Below are 20603 nucleotides of genomic sequence, written 5' to 3'. Positions count from 1 at the left end.
CGGCTGCGGACTTCGGCATAGGAAGACGACGCGCCATGCCGGACCGAAATCACATACCCCTTGCCGACAAAGATATGTGTCTCACCGTATTCCGGCGCGCCCTCGACCAGCCGCACTGTGCGCAGCACAACGAACAGACTGTCGCCATATATATCCAGCTTGGGTCGCTGATGCGCGCGCTCGGCATCCTCCACCGCCAGCGGATGCAGACCAAATTGCTGCTGCAGGATTTGCAGCGCACGCGGTTCCGGTTCATGCAGACCGATCCAGATGAAATCGGCCTCAGGCGGCACCGCCGTTCCACAGGCCTCGAAAGGCACATCGGCCAGGCGCCTGCCTTCACCGTAAGCCGCACAGGCGATCACGCCTTTCATCGATACCCTCCACAAACGCTCCGGCGTCATGCTAGCGCGCATGACAGGCCGGGGCACGCCCCGGCGGCGCAGCAAACCACCGGGAAACCAGGATTCCGCGGGAATGCGGATTGCCGGACTATTCAGACTGCGGGGGTCCAAGAAGACATAGCCAAATGAATACCTTACCGGCTTTTAAGGGGGCTGCGGATTGCGGCCAGCCGCCGATGCAGACAAGTTACGGTCATGCAACCCACGCGCATCATGCCGCGAACGTCACACCACCGCCGACAGGCCAGCCCCGGCCAGACTGCGGCGGCACCATGCTGACTCCGAGCCAGAAACTGGTGCTCTCTGCCAGCCCGAATGCGGCGGTGGAAATCTATGCCAATGAAATCCGCCATGTGGCGCGCACCAACCCGAAAACCGGCATGGCGCTGTCGCTGTTTCAACAGAGCGAGCGGTCGCGTCAGGGCGCGACGCGCTTCCTGAACAACTGCCGCACGCTGTTCGACCCCGATCCGGCGCATATGGTCGATTGCGTGGACAGCGACCCCAACGACTTCATGATGCTGAGCTATATCCCGCATAGCTTCGCCATGGACGGCGAGCGTTGCGAGGGCCAAAGAATGCGGGACATCTCCTCGCCGCTCGCCCTGCTCGTCGCCATGCACACCTATCCCCTGGTGAAGCAGCGCGCGGAGCCCTGCTTCTTTACCGTCTCAATGACCGAACGCGTCTATCACCGCGCGATGTTTCCCTTCCCGGCAGAACCGAATGGCGCGGTGGCCGCCATCGTCACCCTGGTCGAACCGATCCTGCATCTGCGTCGCCTGTCTGACCTGCACTGATCTTCAGGCTGCCCTGCGGACCTTCTCGGTACCGAAGACCTGAACGCCGGCCGCAATCTGCCCCAGCATACCGGCGCGCGAGATATGCGTGGTGAACATGCGGCTGGTGCGCCCCACCGGTTGTAGGAAGCCTTCCAGCGAGGGGTCGACGCGCTCGTATTCGTAGCCATCCGTCCGCACCGGCAGGCCAGACTGCTTCAGGCCCTCGAAAACGATGCCGCAATGATGGTCGACGGCAAAGCTGGCAACCGAACGGGCGCGCACCAGATGCGTCAGGTAATATGGCAGGTGGCGGCCGCGATGATCGGGATGCACCCAGAGGCCACCGTGATGGCCGATCTCGCCGCGGTAATTCTGTGCATGCGGATGCACGATGCGCGGCGGTGCCAGCGGCGTGAGATATTCCGACCAGATGCGATTGGACTCCAGCAGCGCAATCCAGCCATCGGGAGCAGAGAAACGGCGGAAGGCAATACAGGCCGCCGGCCGGTCGTCATGCATCACCCGCAGCCAGTAGGATCCGTCGGCGGGCGACAAGGCATGATGGCGCGGATCGAAGGTGGGATTGACACCGGCATTCTTCGGCGCAGCAGCGATGAAACGAACCCAGTCGCCCATATCGGGTTCGAGGAAAATGCTGAAACCGCCCTGTTCCAGTGCGGCGATGATGGTCTGGATATAGGAATCCACGGATGTGGCTGACATGGCAGCGCTTCCTTCTGTTCGATGAGGATCGCGCCGCGCCCCTGGCGAATCAGCTGGCCAGCGCGCTTCAGGCTTACATCCGGCCTGGTTAAAAAATCCGGGACAGGCCGCCGCGGACGGCAGGCCGCATTACAACGTACACAGATGCAATTAAGGCTTTAGCGGCCAGACCAGCGGGACCAGCAGCGTGCCGACCAGCAGCACCAGACCCGAAAGCGGCAGGCCGAGGCGGGAATAGTCGCCGAAGCGATACCCGCCCGGCCCCATCACCAGCGTGTTGCACTGATGCCCGATGGGCGTGAGGAAATCGCAGGCCGCGCCCAAGGCCACCGCCATCAGGAAGGGGTCGGGATTGAGGCCGAGCTTCTGCGCCAGGCTGGCGCCGATCGGCCCCATGATCAGCACGGTGGCGGCATTGTTGAGGAAGGGCGTCAGCAGCATGGCCGTGCCCATCACCAGGGTGATCGCGCCGACCGGCGGCAGGGCTCCGGCCGCCACCGCCAGGCCGCCGGCAATCAGTTCGGCGCCACCGGTGCTGCTGATCGCATCGCTGACCGGAATCAGGCAGGCGAGCAGAACGATGATCGGCACATCGACGGCCTCATAGGCTTCCTTCAGCGTCAGCACGCCGAGCGCCACCATCAGCACGGCGGCGCCGAAAAACGCCACCGTCACCGGCACCAGCTTGAGCGCCACCACGATCATGGCCAGCGCCAGCAGGGCCAGCGGCAGGTATTCCTGGCGCTTGCGGCCAAGGCCGATGGCGCGGTCGAGCAGCGGCAGGCAGGCGAGATTGCGCAAGGAGTCCGCGAGGGTTTCGCTCGGCCCCTGCAGCACCAGAACATCCCCAGTCTGGAAGCGGATCTGGCTCAGCCGCTTGTTGATCGGCTCGCCCGAACGGCTGATTGCCAGCAGGCTGAGGCCCTCATGCTCGCGCAGGCGCAGGCTGCGGGCCGAGGCGCCGATCAGCGACGATTCGCCGGTCACCACGGCTTCGACCACCGCCACATCCTTTGGCGGCGCGCTGCGGCCCGCTTCAGCCTCGGCCTCGGCCGCGGCCTTCTTGGCCGCATGCAAATCAAGTTTTGCCTCTTCGATCAGTTTGTTCAGCGCATGCGGATCGCTGCGCAGCACCAGGATGTCGTTGGCAAACAACTGCCAGTGCCAGGCCGGCGTAGAGCGGCGCTTGTTCTCGCGGATGATCGCCACCACTTCGACATCGCCCTCGCCGAGCGCCTCCAGGTCGGCGACGGTCTTCTCCAGCAGGGTAGACTTCTCACCGATGCGCACTTCAGTCAGATAGGGGTCGGTCTCGAAGGCCTGCTCCGCCGAGGCCGGCGGCGTGCGGTTGCGCGGCAGCAGGCGCCAGCCCACGGTCAGGAACAGGAAGCCGCAGACGGCAATGCCGATGCCGACCGGTGCGAAGTCGAACATCTCGAAGGGCGCGCCGGTCAGTTCGGCGCGCACGCGGGCGACCAGGATATTCGGCGAGGTGCCGATCAGCGTGACCAGACCACCGATCAGCGAACCAAAGGCCATCGGCATCAGCAGCATCGACACCGAGGTTTTGCTGCGCCGCGCCATCTGGATAGCAATCGGCAGCAGGATGGCCAGTGCGCCGATATTTTTCATGAAGGCCGACAGCACCATGGTGGCAAAGGTGAGTGCCGCCACCTGCCGCGTGGTTGAAGTCAGGAACGGTTCCGCCTTGCGTACCAGCCGGCCGATCACGGTGGACTTGCCGACGCCGGCGCTGATCACCAGCGCGGAGGCAACGATGACCACCACCTGGTCGCTGAAGCCGTCGAAGGCCTTCTCCACCGGCACAACGCCGATGGCGACCGCGACCAGCAGGCCGAACAGGGCGACCAGATCGAAACGGAAGCGGTTCCAGATAAACAACGCGACGATGCCGGCGATCAGGCCGAAGGACAGAGCTTGCGGAAGTGTCAAAGGGCTACCCCGGCTGGTGTGAGCCCATGAAACGGCGCAGCTTGGCCTTGGTTCCAGCCGGGGCGGCGGGATACCGCGGGAAATCAGGCCTTGGCGTTAGCGGCTTGCCGCATCGCGGAAGGCCTGCGGCGCCTGCGGTCCCCATTGCGAATGCAGGCCGGTGCTCTTCGGATGCCGGCGATATTCATGGCTGCTGTTCAGCACATCGGTATCGGTCCAGTGCTCATGCACGCGGCCCCAGGGATCGCGCCAGTAATCGAAGATCTGCGCGCCCAGCGTATGCCGGCCGAGCCCCCAGAGATGCAGGTCGGGGTATTTCCGCATCAGGGTGTCATGGCCGGTGGCGAGATCGTCGATATCCTGCACCTCGAAGGAAATATGGTTGAGGCCGACACTGGCATGACGGCCGAACATCATTACATGGTGATCGACATAGGCCTCGCCGGCATCGACGCGGTTGAAGCTGGCCAGCAGCATGGCGGGATCATCTTCGGCATGCACCTCGTCGGAGGCGACGATGCCGAGATGCCGCTGGGCCCAGGCCACCGATTTCTCGATCTCGGGCGTGCTGATCACGGCATGGCCAATGCGCTTGACCTGCGAGGGCCGGTGACCGACGCGCAGCAACGCGCCCGGTCGGGCCAGCTTGTCGTAGCCGGCATTCAGGGTATGGGTTTCGACCGGCAGCGGCGCGGCGCCTTCGACGCCCCATACCACCTCCAGCTCCATGCCATTATGCTCCTTGATCCGCACCCGCTTGCCGCCGCCGGGTTCGTCCAGCGATTCCACCGCCGAGGCGCCGGCGCCTTCCTTCGACAGCTTGTGCAGATCATCCAGAGAATTCGCCCAGAAGCCGATGCGCAGCACGGCCGGATCGCCCTTCTCGGTGATATGGATGTGATGCACCGGATCGGTGCCGCGCATGTACAGCGCCGTTGCGGTGCGTTCGACCCGGTGCAGGCCGAAAGTGGTGAGATACTCCTCCTGCAGGTCGAGATCGGGCGAACGCAGGCGGATCCAGGCAATGTCCTTGATGCGGATGATCGGTTCGACCATGGCAGTCCTCACTGAACGCGAAAGTTAGGGTACAAGCAGGATTTTTCCGAGCGCATCGCCGCGCTCGATCATGCGGTGGGCATCGGCGGCCTGCGCCAGCGGCAGGCGCGCGCTGACCACCGGCCGGATCGCGCCCCTGGCGAGCAGGTCAATCACCTCGGTCATGATCTGGCGGCGCAGGGAGGGATCGGCATCCAGCACATGCATGGAGAAGCAGCGCAGCGTCAGGCTCCTGGACAGCAGCGCCCGCATCTCGCCGAAAATATCGCTCGAGGGCAGGCCGGCGATGGCATTGTAGGACACCAGCGTGCCAGACGGCGCCAGCATCTTCAGGCAGTCATTCAGCCCCGGACCGCCAATATGGTCGAGCACCAGATCGACGCCGCGGCCATCGGTCAGCTCCAGTACGCGGGTCAGCAGGTTCTCCCGCCTGTAGTCGATCAGATGATCGGCGCCCTGCTCGCGGGCAAAGCGTTCCTTCGCCGCCGAACTGACGCTGCCGATCACGGTGAGGTCGAGATGGCGCGCCAGCTGCACGGCAGCCGAGCCGACACCGCCGGCGGCTCCGGCAATGAACACGCTGCGCAGTTTACGGCCCTGCAGCACATCGCGCAGCATCGCCCAGGCCACCTGGTAATTCGGCAGGCAGGCCGCCGCATCGAGATCGACAGCCTCGGGCAGCGGAAAGGGCGCTGTCGCCGGCACCACCAGGGCTTCGGTGTAGCAGCCGCCGCGCTGCTTCAGCTCGCGCGCAGTGATCAGCACTTTCTGGCCGACCGTCCATGTGTCGACCCCGGCGCCGAGGGCGGCAATCCGACCGCTCATGTCGCTGCCCGGGCTGGTTGGCAGCGGCGGCATCCATTTGTAGACGCCGGTGCGGATCAGTACATCGGGCCAGCCGACACCGATGGCTGCGGCATGCACCAGAACCTCGCCGGGGCCGGGCACCGGCATGGCAACATCGGCGGGCTCGAGAACCTCGGGCCCGCCGGTCTTGTGAATCAGGACTGTCTGCACACCATCATTCCTGCTGCGGGATATTTGCCTTCTTGATCACATCGGTCCAGCGCGCCGCTTCCGATGCCACCATGGTCCGCATCGCTTCGGGCGTGCTGCCCTGCACGTCGCCGCCGACGATCTCTTCGATCTTGGACTTTACCTCGGGGCGGGCCAGCGCCTGCTGCACGGCGGCATTGAGCTGCGCGATGATCTCCTTCGGCGTGCCCTTGGGGGCGAAGAGCCCGGCCCAGGTACGCACGTCAAAGCCCGGCAGCGCGCTTTCGGCGACGGTCGGCACATTGGGCATGCCGCGGAAGCGCGTCGGCGAGCTGACCGCCAGTGCCTTCAGCTTGCCCGCGGCCAGCTGCGGCTGCACCGTCACTGTCGTTGCGATGATGATCGGCAGGTCGCCGCTGAGCAGGCCGGTGAAGGCCGCCGCCTCGCCACGATAGGGCACATGGTTCCACTGGATGCCGGCCACCGAGCCGAGCAGTTCACCGGTCAGGTGATGGGTCGAGCCGATACCGGCCGAGCCGTAGTCCAGCTTGCCCGGATTGGCTTTGGCATAGGCCAGCAGGCCCTTCATGTCATTGGCGGGGAAATCCGGCTTCACCGCCACGGCGAAGGCGTAATAGACCACGGTGGAAATCATCTCGAAGCTGTCGACCGGATGGAACGGCAGGTTCTTGTACAGGCCGGCCGAGACGGCATGGCCGCCGGTGGGCAGGCCGATGGTGTAGCCATCGGGTGCGGCATTGGCGACCGAGCGCGAGGCGTTGTTGCCACCGGCACCCGGACGCTGCTCCACGATCACCGGCTGCTTGAGAATCTCGCTCAGCGGCTGGGCGACCAGGCGGGAAATCACATCCGCGGTACCGCCGGCGGCAAAGCCATGCACCAGGGTGATCGGGCGGGTGGGATAGTCGGCGGCCACGGCCAGCGGGCTGGCAAGGACTGAGACACTGAAGACGGCTCCGGCGAGCGCTGCGATTCTGCGCATGGTGATTCTCCCTAGACGTTTTCTGCGGATTACCGCTCCGGAGCATACGATTTCGCTCCGCGGGCACCCTTGTAGTATTTGCATTAAGACTAATTTTATGCATAATGTCTACAACAATGCACAAAACAGATTCCACCATGGATACTGCCAGCGCCCTCACCGCCCGTCCGGAAGTCCCATCTGCGGGGGCCGAAGCCACCCTGGTGGAAAAGGCCCATGCCCTGCTGCGCCAGGCCATCCTGCGCGGCGCATTGCTTCCCGGCGAAAAGCTGAAGATCGACCTGCTGCAAAGGGAATACGGGATCTCCAGCAGTCCGCTGCGCGAAGCGCTGAATCGTCTGACCGCCGAAAACCTGGTGACGGCGGAAGGCAATCGCGGTTTCCGCGTCGCACCGATCTCGCTGGATGATCTGCATGATCTGGTAGGCCTGCGTATCGTGCTGGAGCGCGAAGCGGTCGAAGCTTCGATCACCGAGGGCGGTGACGACTGGGAGGCGCGCATCGTCGCCGCCTTCTACCGGCTGGAGCGCGAGGAAAAGCGCATCTATGAGGAGCAGGTGCCGCTGAACGAGGAATGGAGCCGGCGCCACCGCGATTTCCACATGGCGCTGTTGTCCGGTGGCCGTTCGAAGCGGCTGGCCAATATGTGCGCCAGTCTGTTCGATCAGGCCGAGCGCTATCGCCGTCTGTCTGCGTCCATGCGCAAACGCGCCCATAACAAAAGCGGCGAGCATAAGCGGCTGATGGATGCCGTGCTGTCGCGCGATCCGGCTCTGGCCGCCGAACGCCTGCGCGAGCATGTGCAAAATACGGCGCAAAACATTGCCAATGCCATGAAGGCGCAGCAGGCCGAAGCTGAACCTGCAGAATAATTTCAATATCAGTCCGAGCGTTCATCAGGGAGAAAACGTATGAAGCTGGCATCCTTCACTACCAAGGGTCGCGAATCCTATGGCGCCGTACAAGGCGACCGGATTGTCGACCTCGGCCAGCATTTCGCCGGCAAGCATGCGACACTGGCCGACTTCATCGGCAGTGCCGATTTCGCCGCTCGCGATAAGATCGTCGCCGGCCTGAAGGCCGATCTGGCGCTGAATGAGGTGACGCTGCTGCCGGTGATCCCGCGCCCGGAAAAGATCGTCTGCATGGTGCGCAACTACATGGACCATCACCAGGAGGTGCTGGCCGCCGGCATGCATCGCGAGCTGTCGGAATTCCCGCCGATCTTCCTGCGCGTCTGGCGTTCGCAGGTGGCGCATGGCCAGCCGATCATCCGCCCCAAGGTGTCGGAGCAGCTCGACTGGGAAGGCGAGATGGCGCTGATCATCGGCACGGCCGGCCGCCATATCGCGAAGGAAGACGCGTACAAACATATCGCCGGCTATGCCTGCTACAACGATGCCAGCATCCGCGAATGGCAGTTCCATGCCAAGCAGATCGCGGCAGGCAAGAATTTCCAGGGCACCGGCGCCTTCGGCCCCTGGATGGTGACGGCGGATGAAATCCCCGAGCCGGAGAACCTGAAGCTGGAGCTGCGGCTGAACGGCAAGACCGAACAGTCGTCGAATACCAGCAACCTGATCTTCAAGATTCCCACCATCATCAACTATTGCTCCACCATCTTTGATCTGGTGCCCGGCGATGTGATCGTCACCGGTACCCCGGCCGGCGTGGGCTGGAGTCGCAAGCCGCCGCATTTCATGAAACATGGCGATGTGGTGGAGGTGGAGATCGAAAAGATCGGCCTGCTGCGCAACCCGGTCGTCAACGAAGCCTGATCGCACAGAAAGGCGTCCCGCCATGTGGACCGTCCGTAAATATGTCACCTCCGTCGAGGAAGTGCTGCACGAACGCGGCCCTGCCCTCGCCTCGCCCCTGCGCATCGGCACGGCTGCCGTTGTGGTGAACAATCCATATGCCGGCCGTTACGAGGCCGACCTCATGCCCGGCATGGAGGCGCTGAACGAGCTGGGCCGCGAGGTGGCCCGCCGCCTGCTCAAGGCGCTGGATGCCAAGCCGGCCGAGGTCGAGGCCTATGGCAAGGGCGCCATTGTCGGCGCCGATGGCGAGATGGAGCATGGCGCCATGTGGCACCCATCGGGTGGCTGGGGGATGCGTCAGGTGCTGGGCGATACCAAGGCGATCGTGCCGGCCGGCAAGATGATCGGCGCAGTGGGCGCGCGGCTGATGATGCCGCTGGGCCATGTGAATGCGGCCTATGTGCGCTCGCATTTCAACACCATCGGGCTCAGCATCGACGATGCGCCGCGGGCTGATGAGATCGTCTATGCGCTGGCGATGGCAACCGGCGGCCGCCCGCATGCCCGGCTGGGCGGCCTGGCGGCAACCGAGATCAAGGGCGAGGACGGGTTGCGCTGAATCCCGCGCTAGCGTGGATCGGCCAGGCGGTCGAGCTGCGCTAGCAGGCTGTTCATGTCCTCTTCTGCCTTGGACGACATCGGTTGCTCCGGCGTAGCTGGCACAGTGACAGGGAGCTCCGCGTCATCCTGCCGTTCCCCCATGACGCGGGCGATGGCCCTGAACAGCGCCGTCGCCTCGATCGGCTTGGAAATATAGCCATCAGCCCCGGCCGCCAGATATTTCTCGCGGTCGCCCTGCATGGCATTGGCCGTCAGCACGATGATGGGAATCTGCGACAGCGGTGGTGGCATGGCGCGGATCTGCTGCATCGCCGTGACGCCATCCATTTCCGGCATGTGGATGTCCATCAGCACCAGATCGTAGGGTTCACGGTCCAGGGCCGCGAGGGCCTCGATGCCGTTGCCGGCAATGTCGCAATGATGCCCGGCCCATTTCAGCATATGGGTGATCAGTTCCTGATTGATCGGATTGTCTTCGGCCACCAGGATGCGGAGCGCTCGATGCTCCGCGGCCGCCTGGGTTTCCATCTGGCTGAGCGCTGCTTCCACCGCCTCGCCGGCAAGGCAAGGCACCGTCAGCCAGAAGCGGGCGCCACGGCCCTCCTCACTGTCGAAGCCGATGTCACCCCCGAGCAAGCGCACCAGGCGACGACAGATCGACAAGCCGAGCCCGGTGCCGCCGAAACGACGCGAGATCGAATTGTCGGCTTGGGTGAAATCCTGGAACAGGGCGGCGCGTGCAGCTTCGGAAATACCGATCCCGGTATCAGAGACCTCGACACGCAGCATCCACTCCGCCGCCTTGCCCTCGGCCTCGACAGTGCGCGGCTCGGCGGTGACGGCAATGCGAACGGTCCCTTTGCGCGTGAACTTCACCGCATTGGAAACCAGGTTGAGCAGGATCTGGCGCAACCGCGCCTCATCGGCACATAGATATTCCGGTACGGTATCGGCGATCCGGCATTCCAGAACATCGCCATTGGCATCAGCCTGCACCTTCATCAGTGACATCACCTGGTTCACCAGATCGCTCACCGAGAAATTCATCGGCTCCACCGTCATCATCTCGGCCTCCAGCTTGGAGAGGTCGAGGATATCGTTGACCACGGTGAGCAGGTGCCGCGCCGAAAGATCGGCATTGCCGACGAAGCGGCTGACATCTGGGGCGAGATCGTGCTGGCGCACCAGATCGAGCATGCCGAGGATACCATTGAGCGGCGTACGGATCTCGTGGCTCATATTGGCGAGGAAGGAGGATTTCGCCCGCGACGCGACTTCGGCCCGCTCCCGCGCTTCGGTCAGGGCGACGATCATCTCCTCGCGCTGCCGGAACAGCCGGGCCGCCAGCACGGTCAGCAGCAGGAACAGCAGGATTGCCGGCACCATCACCCATAGCAGGGTGAGCGAATGCCGCCACCATTCGGCCAGCAGCGGGCCGATCGGCAGCGTCATGTTGATCACCAACGGAAAGCCCTCGACGCGGCTGGGCGCGACGATGCGCTCGACCGATGAGCCGGGCTCGGCCAAGCGGTAATCGCCGGTCACGGCCGCATGCGCCTTCGGCGCAGAGCCGAGGATGCGGAAGGCGGCCTGATTGGCGAAGGATTGCGCCACGGCATCCTCGCGCCAGGGCGAACGCGACAGCAGCACGCCATCCTCGCGGAACAGTGATACGGCGACGCCGGCCTCCTCGGCGGCCAGGGCCTGGAACACATCGACGAAAAAGCGGCTTTCGATGCCTGTCAGCACCATGCCGATGATTTCGCCCTGCGGCGCGCGGATCGCCTTGCTGAGATAGAAGGTCCAACTGCCGGTACCGCGGTTCTTCACCGGTACCGAGACATAGAGCGCCAGTCCGGAGCCATCGAAATGCGCCTTGAAATAGTCACGGTCGGACAGATTGATCGGCGGCGGCGGATAACTGCGGGTGAAATTCAGCACATCGCCATTCAGTGCAACAATGGTGGCAACATCGACCTGCGGCACCACCTGGGCGCGCTGCACCAAGCGGTCGAAACTGTCACGCCCGGCCAGCAGGGCGCGGAACTGCTCCGGCGTCTGGGCATTCGCCCGCCGCGCATCTTCCGCCACGGATTCCAGGACGATATTTGCCGCGGTAAGAATTTGCCGCGTATGCGCCGCCATCAGCGCCGAGCGGCCTTCCAGTTCGTGGCGCGCATTCTCGATGGTTTCGAAACGGCCATAGCCCAGCAGCAACGCCACGCCGGCGATCTGGCCGAGCGTGAACAGGATGCCGAACGCGAGAACGGCCGCAGACAGACGAATGCGAAAACGATTGAACAGAACCATGATGGCAGTATCCCGGTGCGATGCCGGACGATCAGCGTTGAACGCGTCAGGCTGCACTATGCGACAGAAAGCGCGACGGACCGCGTTAATTTTCGATAACGAGCACCCTTCTCAACGCAAATAAATTTGTCGCGGTCATGGCCCGTCCATAGAGTGCAGCCAACACTTCGCTGCACGTCAAATCCGGATCTGCAAGAATGAAAATCAACGACGCCACCATCCTCATCGTCGATGACAATGACGGCACACGCCGCCTGCTCCGCATGCTGCTGCGCGATCTTGGCGTGCGCGAGGTGATTGCCTGCGCCTGCGTCGAGGATGGACTCAAGGCTTTGCACGGCAACACCGTCGATCTGATTTTCACCGACTGGGAGATGATCGGCGAGACCGGCATGGAGCTGGCCGACAGTGTGCGCCGCGCCGATCACGAGCGCATCAGCCGGATTCCGATCATCATGATGACGGCCTATGGTGAAGAGTGGCGGGTCAAGGCGGCGCGCGATGCCGGCATCACCGACTTCATGCTCAAGCCCTTCTCGCCGGTGCAGATCGAGGCCAAGCTGCGTACCGCCCTGTTGAATGTGCGCGAATTCGTCAATACCGACAGCTATCGTGGACCGGACCGTCGGCGCGGCCAGCGCGCCTATGACGGGCCCGACCGTCGCGCCGCCAACGGCGATGACACCACCACGACCCAACAGCAGCTGGCCGATGCCAGCGGCACCCTCGACCGCCTGCGCAGCGACTTCGAACGCTTCCTGTGTGAAGCGGGCACCATGATTGCCGCCGAACTGCGCAGCGCCAGCAGCCATCCTTCCGAAGCTCGCGCCTGCTTCGAACGGATTTTCCAGCTGGCGCATAACCTGAAAGGCCAGGGCAGCACCTTCGGCTATCCGCTGGTGACCGAGATTGCCGACGAGCTCTGCCGCTTCCTGAGGGCCCGCACAGCGCCGGGCGAGCGCGACCTTGCGCTGGTGGCAGGCTACGCCTCTGCCCTGGATACGGTGTCACGCAACCGCATCACTGGCGATGGCGGCCAGATCGGCCAGCGCATCATCGACCGGCTGCGCGGCTTCGCGGCGGCGTGAGACCGCCGCCAATCACCGGCAAGACCACCATTTGGAAATAGGCGCTGAACAGGCCGCGCAGCAATTGCGCGACAATGGGGATTCCAGTTTCACCAGCAGGAAAGCCGGTGCGGCCCGCATGAAATAGGCCATCGGGAATAACAGGATGATGGTGGCGTAAGACGCAATGACATCTGGTGTCATGCCCATGCCCTCCGTGCCTGCACCGCCGGGCAGGGCAATCTGAACGGCAAATCCATGCTAGCGCAGCCCTTGCCGGGCGGTCATTGGACTTTTATCGGAAACGGCAAGTGCTTTCGCGACAGTGGAAAAATGGTGGGCGCACCAGGGCTCGAACCTGGGACCCGCTGATTAAGAGTCAGCTGCTCTACCAACTGAGCTATGCGCCCACGGGTCGTCGAAAGCTGGGGGAAAATACCCGGATTCGCCGGAATTGCAAGCGCTTCAACCCAAGGAAATTCCTACGGCCGCTCAAAGGCTTAAATCGCCGCGATTCGCCCGGAAACAGGCTTCAGAGCCCGCTCATATGGCGCGGGATTTCCACATCGCGGTGCACATAGCAGTTGATCAGCAGGCCGAGGCCGACCAGCAGCGTCATCATCGCCGTGCCGCCATAGGACACCAGCGGCAGCGGCACGCCCACCACCGGTACCAGGCCCGACACCATGGCGATGTTGATGAAGACATAGAGGAACAGCATGGTGGTTAGGCCGCCCGCCAGCAGGCGCGCGAACTGGCTGCGCGCCCTCAGCGCGATGGCATAGCCATAGGCGATCAGCAGGATATACAGCGCGATCAGCACCAGCGCGCCGATCAGGCCGTGCTCCTCGGCATACATGGTGAAGATGAAGTCGGTCTGCTTCTCGGGCAGGAAGCTCAGATGGCTTTGCGTGCCCTGCATGAAGCCCTTGCCGGAAAAGCCGCCCGAGCCGAGCGCGATCTTGGATTGCAGGATGTGGTAACCCGAGCCGAGCGGATCCTGCTCCGGGTTCATGAAGGTGAGCACCCGGCGCTTCTGGTAGTCGTGCAGGAAATTCCACGCCACCGGCAGGGCCGCGCCGCCGCCAAAGATCACCAGCAGGAATTTCCACGCCCGCACGCCGGCAAAGAAGAACACCGCGCCGGACGAGGCGAGCAGCAGCATGGCAGTGCCCAGGTCGGGCTGCTTGATGACCAGGCCGACCGGCACCAGCACGATGGCAAGCGGAACCACCAGCCAGCGGATGCGGCCGACATCCTCGTAGGAGAGGCCATGGAAATAGCGTGCCAGCGTCAGCACCAGCGCGATCTTCATGATCTCCGACGGCTGCACATGCACCACGCCCAGATCGAGCCAGCGCTGCGCGCCCATGCCGATGCGGCCGACCAGTTCGACCGCGATCAGCAGCACCACGCCGACTGCGTAGACAATATAGGAGAAGCGCATCCAGATGCGGATGTCGGTGACCGCGATCATCACCATGATGACCAGGCCGATGGCGAAGCGGGCCATCTGGCGATCGGCCCAGGGGTCGATATCGCCACCGGCCGCCGAATACAGCGCCGAAAAGCCGATGCTGGCGATCAGGCTGATCAGCAGCACCAGGCCCCAGTTGACGTCGCGCAGCTTGCGGCCGAACGACTGGTCGTTGCCGCGGCTGGACCAATGCGCCATCTCAGCCCCCGTCCTTCGGCGTGCCGGCGCCGGATGCCGTGGTCGGCCCCGGGGCCGTGCGCGACTTGCGCGACGGATCGAGTTTCTGCACTTCCAGCATGATATCGCGGGCAATCGGCGCCGCCATCTTGGCGCCGGAACCGCCATGCTCGACAATCACTGCACAGGCATAGCGCGGCGCACTGATCGGCGCAAAGGCGACGAACAGCGCGTGATCGCGCTCCTCCCAGGGCTTTTCCTCGTTCTTGCGCACGCGGGTCTCGCGCTCCAGCCGGCTGATACGACGCACCTGGCTGGAGCCGGTCTTGCCCGCCATGGCATACTGCGCCAGCGTGATGCGGGCGCCCGATGCCGTGCCGCGCGGCGGCGTGGTCACGCGGATCATGCCTTCCAGCGCCAGATCGAGCTGCTCGCGCTTCAGCCCGATATGCGGCCAGCGCTGCGCCGCCAGCCGCGGGTCTGTGGTCGGGCCCAGTGCATCATCCTTGCGCACGATCCGCGGCTGCACGGCATAGCCGCCATTGGCCAGCCGCGCCGTCATCACGGCCAGCTGCAGCGGCGTGGAGGTGACATAGCCCTGGCCGATGCCGATCACCAGATTCTCGCCCTGCGCCCAGGGCTGGCCCAGCACCGCCTGCTTCCAGGCCCGGGTCGGGATCAGGCCGCGCCGTTCGCCGGTGAGGTCGATGCCGGTGAATTCGCCCAGGCCAAGGCGTTTGGCCATCTCGGCCACCTTGTCGACGCCGGTGCGCCGCGCCGCCTCGTAGAAATAGACGTCGCAGCTTTCCTCGATGGCCGAGGCCATGTTCATGGTGCCGTGGCCGCCCTTCTTCCAGCAATGGAAGGTGTTGTTGCCGAAGTCCATATGCCCGGGGCAGAACACGCGCGTATCGGGCGTCATCGTGCCGGCCTCCAGCGCGGCCAGGCCGACCAGCATCTTGAAGGTCGAGCCTGGCGGATACTGGCCCTGGATCGCCTTGTTGATCAGCGGCTTGTATTTGTCGCCATTGAGCTGGCGCCATTGCGGCCCGGTGATGCCGACATTGAACCAGTTGGGGTCGTAGCCCGGATTGGATACCAGCGCGAGGATGTCACCGGTATGAATGTCGATCACCACGCCGGCACCGCTCTCCTCGCCGAAACGCTCCTGCGCGAAACGCTGCAGGTCGGCATCGATGGTCAGCACGATATCCTCGCCCGGCACGCCGTTATGACGCTCCAGCTCGCGGATGGCGCGGCCATAGGCGTTGACCTCGATCTGGCTGTGGCCGGCGCGCCCGCGCAGCCGTTCGTCATAGACCTTTTCGACGCCGCTCTTGCCGATGCGGAAGCCCGGCAGTTCGAGCAGCGGATCGTCGCCGATTTCGGTTTCCGACACTGCGCCGACATAGCCCACCACATGACTGAAGGTGCCGGCATAGGGATAGTCGCGGGTCTCGCCGACATCGAGCTGCACGCCGGGCAGATCGGGCGAATGCAGGTTGACCTTGGCAAAGTCGTCCCAGGACAGATTCTCGGCGACCACGACGGGCACGAATTTGCGGCGCCGCTCGATCTCGCGTTTCACGCGGGCGCGCTGGGTATCGTCAACCTGGATCAGCTTCGACAAGGCTTCCAGGGTGGCATCGACATTGCGGGTCTGCTCGGCCACGATCATGACGCGGTAGTTGCGGCGGTTTGACGCCAGTTCGGTGCCGAAACGGTCGAGCACGCGGCCGCGCCGCGGCGACAGCAGCCGCATGTTGATGCGGTTTTCCTCGGCCAGCAGCGTATATTTGTCGGATTCCATCACCTGCAGGTAATAGAGCCGACCGATCAGAGCGCCAAACAGGCCAAGCTGCGCCGTGCCCAGCAGCAGCGCGCGGCGGGTGAACACCCGCTGCAGGTCGTTGTCGCGCCGGTTCATTGCCATGGGGTCATCGCCATCAGACGGCCACCGAGGTGCGCAGCCAGCGGCGCTCAAGCTTGCTCAGGGCCCAGTAGACGGCCGGATAAAGCGTCAGCGACAGCAGCAGCTGCGCCACCAGCGGTACGGTCGGCTGCAGCCGCCAGTGCAGCAGCGAGACGATCATCCAGCCGGCCGGCAGCACGGCGCCGAGCACCAGGGCAAAAGCCGCCCAGTTCATCAGGAAGGACGAGCCGAGAAACACCTTGCGCTGCGCCATGCCCAGTTCATGCACCAGCACCAGCGCCAGTGCATTCAGACCAAGCGGACCGGCCGAGAGCAGATCAAGCAGCAGCCCGATCAGGAAAGCGCCCGCCATGGTCATCAGATCCGAGCGGAAGATGCTCCAGTAAAACACCGCCATCAGGGCGAAGGCCGGGCCGACGCTGTCGAAATGCGGCAGGCCGATTGGCAGCAGTCCGAACATCACCAGAGCGATGCTGCTGAAGATCGGCAGCAGGGCGCGGATGCGGCGACTGGTCTGGCGGAGCAGCGCGGACATTCCGCGGCTTCCTCAGGGCCTTGGCTTCGGCGCCGGGGCGGAAGCCGGTGGCGTTGCCGAAGACGGAGCCGGGGCTTGGGCCGGGGCTTGGGCCGGGGCTTGGGCCGGCGCTTGGGCCTGAGCCTGTGGCAGCAGCGGCGGCAATGCGGCCGACGGGTCTTCCGCATCGATGCGGGTCTCGTCGAACTGCATCACGCGCAGGAAATCGAGCCGGCCGAGATCGACCAGCGGCCGCACGCGCACGCCGCCATCGGTGGACACGATCTCGGCAACCGGAATCCCGGCAGGAAACTGGCCGCCATCGCCCGAGGTGACCACATGCATGCCGATCACCGGCTTCGCCGCGCCGGTTAGGTATTCCAGCCGCGGGAAGGGCGAGTTGTCGCCGGTCAGCACGGCGCGATGGCCGCCCTCCTGCAGCATCACCGGCAGTCGTGAATTCAGGTCGGTCAGCAGCAGGATGCGGGCAGCGCGATAGCCGACCTCGGTAACGCGACCGACATAACCGCCCTCGCCGATCACCGCCTGGCCTTTGCGCACGCCATCCTTGGCACCGATGTTGAGCAGCGCGGTACGCACAAACGAACCGCCACCATCGGCAATCACACGACCGGTGACGAAGGTGTTGGTGAGATCGGGGCCGGCGGCGAGCAGCCGGCGCAGGCTGGCATTGTCCTGCTCCAGCCGGCGCGCCACTTCCTGCCACTGCAGCAGACGCGCATTCTCGGTGCGCAGGCGGAAGTTTTCTTCATGCACGAACAGGATATCGTCGACCCAGCCGATCGCCGCGTTGACCACGCCGACCGGTTGCGCCACGGCCGTGAGCACCGGTTCGACCACATCGGCAACCAGCGCCCGCGTGCGTTCGACCGCCGGGCGATCGATGCGGCTGACCAGGATCAGGCCGGCGGCAGCGGCAAGCAGCAGCAGAAACGCAAAACGCTGCAGCAGCGCGCGTATCGGCGCTGCTATCCAGGCACTGCGTCCGGTCCGTCTTGCCATGAGCCCCCGTCAGCTCCTTTGGTTCAGTCGGCCGCCGTTCAGTACGGCGGGTTGTACAGCACGTGCTTCAGCGTCTTCATTTCTTCCAGCGCACGGCCGGTGCCCAGCGCCACGCAGGAAAGCGGTTCGTCGGCGATCGACACCGGCAGGCCGGTGGCATGGCGCAGCACCAGGTCGAGATTGCCGAGCAGCGCGCCGCCGCCGGTGAGTACGATGCCCTTGTCGACGATATCGGCGGCCAGTTCCGGCGCGGTGTGTTCCAGCGCGACCTTCACGGCCTCGACGATGGCGCCCACCGGTTCGGCCAGGCTTTCGGCGATCTGGCGCTGGTTGATCACCAGTTCCTTCGGCACGCCGTTCATCAGATCGCGGCCCTTGATCTCCATCGACAGGCCGTTGCCGTCTTCCGGCGGTGCGGCCGAGCCGATCTGCTTCTTGATGCGCTCGGCCGAGGCCTCGCCCACCAGCAGGTTATGGTTGCGGCGGATATAGGCGATGATGGCTTCATCCATCTTGTCGCCGCCGACGCGCACGCTGCGCGAATAGACGATACCGCCGAGCGACAGCACGGCCACCTCGGTGGTGCCGCCGCCGATATCGACCACCATCGAGCCGGTCGGCTCGGTGACCGGCAGGCCGGCACCGATCGCGGCAGCCATCGGCTCCTCGATGAGGAAGACGCGGCGCGAGCCGGCCGATTCAGCCGAATCCATGATGGCGCGGCGCTCGACCGCGGTGGAGCCCGACGGCACGCAGATGATCACCTGCGGCGAAGCGAAGCTGCGGCGGTTGTGCACCTTGCGGATGAAATGCTTGATCATCTCTTCCGCCACTTCGAAATCGGCGATGACGCCGTCGCGCAGGGGGCGGATGGCCTCGATATTGCCCGGCGTGCGGCCCAGCATCTGCTTGGCCTCGTCGCCGACGGCCAGAACCTGCTTCTTGCCGCGGTTATTGGCGATGGCGACGACCGACGGTTCGTTCAGGACAATGCCGCGACCTTTGACATAAACCAGCGTGTTGGCCGTGCCCAGGTCGATGGCCATATCGGCCGACATGAAACCCATCAAACGCGAAAACATCGAGAAAAATCCTCACCAGCGTAAATTCGCGCCGTTATCGCCTCGGATGCCGGAGCAGCGCAACCCCCAGCCCCCATATTTTCCGGTCTGCGCCGGCCATGAAAATTACGCACTCATGGCGGCCGGCGCGGTCTTTTCCCGCTTCACCAGCAGCTTGTTGAGCGCGTGAATATAAGCCCGGCAACTCGCCACCAGCGTGTCGGCATCGGAGGCCTGGCCGTTGACCGTTTTGCCGCCCTCTTCCAGCCGTACCGTCACCTCGGCCTGAGCATCGGTGCCCTGGGTCACGGCATGCACCTGATACAGCTGCAGATTGACGGTATGCGGGAACAGGGCCTTGATCGCGTTGAAAATCGAATCGACCGGGCCGTTGCCGGTCGCCTTGACCGATTTGACCGCGCCGTCGATTTCCAGTTCCAGCTCGGCGCTCTGCGGCTCCTTCGAACCGGCGATCACCTGCAGGGAAACGAAGCGGATGCGATGGCTGTCATGCGCCACGGTATCGTCGACCAGCGCGACGAGGTCTTCGTCGAAGACCTCCTTCTTGCGGTCGGCCAGATCCTTGAAGCGGCCGAAGGCATCGTTCAGCTGGTTCTCGGCCAGATTGAAGCCGAGCTCCTCCAGCTTCTTGCGGAAGGCATGGCGGCCGGAATGCTTGCCCATCACCAGCGTCGAGCGGTTCAGGCCGACCGATTCAGGCGTCATGATCTCGTAGGTGCCGGCATGCTTCAGCATGCCGTCCTGGTGGATGCCGCTTTCATGCGCAAAGGCATTGGCGCCGACGATGGCCTTGTTCGGCTGCACGACGAAACCGGTGACGGCGGACACCAGGCGCGAGGCCTTCATGATGTCGGTGGTTTTGATACCGGTCTCGAAATGCATCGCGTCAGGCCGCGTGCGCAGCGCCATCACGATCTCTTCCAGCGCCGCGTTGCCCGCGCGCTCACCGAGGCCGTTGATGGTGCATTCCACCTGGCGCGCGCCACCCATTACGGCAGCGAGCGAATTGGCAACCGCGAGGCCAAGATCGTTGTGGCAATGCGCGGAAAACCTGGCTTTATCGCTGTTCGGGACGTTTTCGATCAGATAGCGCATCAACGCCGTGTATTCTTCCGGCACGGTGTAACCCACCGTATCGGGCACGTTGATCGTGGTGGCGCCAGCCTTGATCGCGCTTTCGATCACGCGGCAGAGAAACTCGCGATCCGAACGCGTACCATCTTCGCAGCTCCACTCCACATCGTCGCACAGGTTGCGCGCATGACTGACGCTGTCGATCACCGCCTGATGCACGGCCTCGGGCTCCATCTGCAACTTGAACTTCATATGCAGCGGCGAGGTGGAGATGAAAGTGTGGATGCGGGCGCGCTTGGCCGGACGCAATGCTTCCCAGGCGCGGTCGATGTCTTTCTTGCCGGCACGGCTGAGGCCGCAGACGGTGGAGTTGACGACGCGCTTGGCGATTTCATTCACTGCTTCGAAGTCGCCGTTCGATGCAATCGGGAAACCGGCCTCGATCACATCGACGCCCATGCCTTCGAGCACGGCGGCGATCTTCAGTTTTTCCTCAAGGTTCATCGAGGCGCCGGGCGACTGCTCGCCGTCGCGCAGGGTGGTGTCGAAGATGATGACGCGCTCGCGCGCGCTGCTGCTCGCCGCTGTCGTCATGTTAAATCCCTCTCACCGGCACCGTCGCCTCGACCGAAGCGGTAATGCCGGAAT

18 protein-coding genes and 1 tRNA gene are annotated in these 20603 nt (G+C 64.2%); 5 read left to right on the top strand and 14 right to left on the bottom strand.

What is annotated here, in order from left to right:
* The coding region (locus tag AAG799_RS16170) for a CorA family divalent cation transporter (RefSeq protein ID WP_341897701.1) at positions 1-374 on the bottom strand (374 nt) is incomplete at its 3' end.
* A gap of 302 nt (positions 375-676) precedes the next feature.
* On the opposite strand from AAG799_RS16170, the gene AAG799_RS16165 reads away from it, so the two are divergent.
* Entirely contained in the window at positions 677-1204 is a 528-nt protein-coding gene (locus AAG799_RS16165; protein ID WP_341897700.1) for a hypothetical protein, read from the top strand.
* Between the two features lie 3 nt (positions 1205-1207).
* Here the strand turns inward: AAG799_RS16165 and AAG799_RS16160 are convergent, their stop codons facing one another.
* The 5 genes from AAG799_RS16160 to AAG799_RS16140 all read right to left on the bottom strand — a co-directional run bounded on the left by AAG799_RS16160 (position 1208) and on the right by AAG799_RS16140 (position 6917).
* On the bottom strand, positions 1208-1909 hold the full coding sequence (locus tag AAG799_RS16160; RefSeq protein WP_341897699.1) for a hypothetical protein: 702 nt from the start codon (positions 1907-1909) through the stop codon (positions 1208-1210).
* 150 nt (positions 1910-2059) lie between these two features.
* Positions 2060-3862 (bottom strand): SLC13 family permease, encoded by a 1803-nt coding sequence (locus tag AAG799_RS16155; RefSeq protein ID WP_341897698.1) that lies wholly within the window; start codon positions 3860-3862, stop codon positions 2060-2062.
* 96 nt (positions 3863-3958) lie between these two features.
* The gene (locus tag AAG799_RS16150; protein WP_341897697.1) at positions 3959-4918 is read right to left on the bottom strand and encodes a hypothetical protein; all 960 of its coding nucleotides are present in this window, start codon (positions 4916-4918) and stop codon (positions 3959-3961) included.
* Between the two features lie 24 nt (positions 4919-4942).
* On the bottom strand, positions 4943-5935 hold the full coding sequence (locus AAG799_RS16145; protein ID WP_341897696.1) for a zinc-dependent alcohol dehydrogenase family protein: 993 nt from the start codon (positions 5933-5935) through the stop codon (positions 4943-4945).
* 4 nt (positions 5936-5939) lie between these two features.
* Positions 5940-6917: a tripartite tricarboxylate transporter substrate binding protein gene (locus AAG799_RS16140; protein WP_341897695.1), complete on the bottom strand. Its 978-nt coding sequence runs from the start codon at positions 6915-6917 to the stop codon at positions 5940-5942.
* A 137-nt stretch (positions 6918-7054) separates the two neighbouring features.
* On the opposite strand from AAG799_RS16140, the gene AAG799_RS16135 reads away from it, so the two are divergent.
* From AAG799_RS16135 to AAG799_RS16125, 3 genes are read left to right on the top strand one after another with little or no spacing between them, the layout of a single operon-like run.
* Entirely contained in the window at positions 7055-7789 is a 735-nt protein-coding gene (locus AAG799_RS16135; protein WP_341897694.1) for an FCD domain-containing protein, read from the top strand.
* A gap of 39 nt (positions 7790-7828) precedes the next feature.
* A complete protein-coding gene (locus AAG799_RS16130) occupies positions 7829-8695 on the top strand; it encodes a fumarylacetoacetate hydrolase family protein (protein WP_341897693.1) in 867 nt (288 codons plus the stop codon).
* A 22-nt stretch (positions 8696-8717) separates the two neighbouring features.
* Entirely contained in the window at positions 8718-9296 is a 579-nt protein-coding gene (locus AAG799_RS16125) for an amino acid synthesis family protein (RefSeq protein ID WP_341897692.1), read from the top strand.
* Positions 9297-9304: 8 nt separating this feature from the next.
* On the opposite strand, the gene AAG799_RS16120 is transcribed toward AAG799_RS16125, so the two are convergent.
* Positions 9305-11608: an ATP-binding protein gene (locus AAG799_RS16120; RefSeq protein WP_341897691.1), complete on the bottom strand. Its 2304-nt coding sequence runs from the start codon at positions 11606-11608 to the stop codon at positions 9305-9307.
* 197 nt (positions 11609-11805) lie between these two features.
* On the opposite strand from AAG799_RS16120, the gene AAG799_RS16115 reads away from it, so the two are divergent.
* Positions 11806-12696, top strand: coding sequence for a response regulator (locus AAG799_RS16115; RefSeq protein ID WP_341897690.1), 891 nt, complete (start codon positions 11806-11808; stop codon positions 12694-12696).
* A 313-nt stretch (positions 12697-13009) separates the two neighbouring features.
* Here AAG799_RS16115 and AAG799_RS16110 read toward each other — a convergent pair.
* The 7 genes from AAG799_RS16110 to AAG799_RS16080 form a co-directional block, all read right to left on the bottom strand.
* Positions 13010-13085: transfer RNA gene (locus AAG799_RS16110), tRNA-Lys, on the bottom strand.
* A gap of 122 nt (positions 13086-13207) precedes the next feature.
* Positions 13208-14350: a rod shape-determining protein RodA gene (gene rodA / locus AAG799_RS16105; protein WP_341897689.1), complete on the bottom strand. Its 1143-nt coding sequence runs from the start codon at positions 14348-14350 to the stop codon at positions 13208-13210.
* 1 nt (position 14351) lies between these two features.
* Positions 14352-16262: a penicillin-binding protein 2 gene (gene mrdA, locus AAG799_RS16100; protein ID WP_341897688.1), complete on the bottom strand. Its 1911-nt coding sequence runs from the start codon at positions 16260-16262 to the stop codon at positions 14352-14354.
* 13 nt (positions 16263-16275) lie between these two features.
* A complete protein-coding gene (mreD, locus tag AAG799_RS16095; RefSeq protein WP_341897687.1) occupies positions 16276-16797 on the bottom strand; it encodes a rod shape-determining protein MreD in 522 nt (173 codons plus the stop codon).
* Positions 16798-16809: 12 nt separating this feature from the next.
* On the bottom strand, positions 16810-17799 hold the full coding sequence (gene mreC, locus AAG799_RS16090) for a rod shape-determining protein MreC (RefSeq protein WP_341897686.1): 990 nt from the start codon (positions 17797-17799) through the stop codon (positions 16810-16812).
* Positions 17800-17837: 38 nt separating this feature from the next.
* The gene (locus tag AAG799_RS16085; RefSeq protein WP_144066920.1) at positions 17838-18881 is read right to left on the bottom strand and encodes a rod shape-determining protein; all 1044 of its coding nucleotides are present in this window, start codon (positions 18879-18881) and stop codon (positions 17838-17840) included.
* 105 nt (positions 18882-18986) lie between these two features.
* Entirely contained in the window at positions 18987-20549 is a 1563-nt protein-coding gene (locus tag AAG799_RS16080; protein WP_341897685.1) for a 2-isopropylmalate synthase, read from the bottom strand.
* Between the last annotated feature and the right edge of the window lie 54 nt (positions 20550-20603).

This window comes from Ferrovibrio terrae (assembly GCF_943371255.1).
In the GTDB taxonomy this organism is placed as follows: Bacteria; Pseudomonadota; Alphaproteobacteria; order Ferrovibrionales; family Ferrovibrionaceae; genus Ferrovibrio; species Ferrovibrio terrae_B.
The sequence above is the reverse complement of the archived record's forward strand: the minus strand, read 5'-3'. Positions and strand labels throughout refer to the sequence as shown.

Coding starts and splice junctions, on each gene's coding strand:
- mrdA (WP_341897688.1), bottom strand. CDS start 16,262: ATGGCAATGAACCGGCGCGACAACGACCTGCAGCGGGTGTTCACCCGC.
- AAG799_RS16115 (WP_341897690.1), top strand. CDS start 11,806: ATGAAAATCAACGACGCCACCATCCTCATCGTCGATGACAATGACGGC.
- AAG799_RS16160 (WP_341897699.1), bottom strand. CDS start 1,909: ATGTCAGCCACATCCGTGGATTCCTATATCCAGACCATCATCGCCGCA.
- mreC (WP_341897686.1), bottom strand. CDS start 17,799: ATGGCAAGACGGACCGGACGCAGTGCCTGGATAGCAGCGCCGATACGC.
- mreD (WP_341897687.1), bottom strand. CDS start 16,797: ATGTCCGCGCTGCTCCGCCAGACCAGTCGCCGCATCCGCGCCCTGCTG.
- AAG799_RS16120 (WP_341897691.1), bottom strand. CDS start 11,608: ATGGTTCTGTTCAATCGTTTTCGCATTCGTCTGTCTGCGGCCGTTCTC.
- rodA (WP_341897689.1), bottom strand. CDS start 14,350: ATGGCGCATTGGTCCAGCCGCGGCAACGACCAGTCGTTCGGCCGCAAG.
- AAG799_RS16140 (WP_341897695.1), bottom strand. CDS start 6,917: ATGCGCAGAATCGCAGCGCTCGCCGGAGCCGTCTTCAGTGTCTCAGTC.
- AAG799_RS16150 (WP_341897697.1), bottom strand. CDS start 4,918: ATGGTCGAACCGATCATCCGCATCAAGGACATTGCCTGGATCCGCCTG.
- AAG799_RS16085 (WP_144066920.1), bottom strand. CDS start 18,881: ATGTTTTCGCGTTTGATGGGTTTCATGTCGGCCGATATGGCCATCGAC.
- AAG799_RS16125 (WP_341897692.1), top strand. CDS start 8,718: ATGTGGACCGTCCGTAAATATGTCACCTCCGTCGAGGAAGTGCTGCAC.
- AAG799_RS16130 (WP_341897693.1), top strand. CDS start 7,829: ATGAAGCTGGCATCCTTCACTACCAAGGGTCGCGAATCCTATGGCGCC.
- AAG799_RS16165 (WP_341897700.1), top strand. CDS start 677: ATGCTGACTCCGAGCCAGAAACTGGTGCTCTCTGCCAGCCCGAATGCG.
- AAG799_RS16080 (WP_341897685.1), bottom strand. CDS start 20,549: ATGACGACAGCGGCGAGCAGCAGCGCGCGCGAGCGCGTCATCATCTTC.
- AAG799_RS16135 (WP_341897694.1), top strand. CDS start 7,055: ATGGATACTGCCAGCGCCCTCACCGCCCGTCCGGAAGTCCCATCTGCG.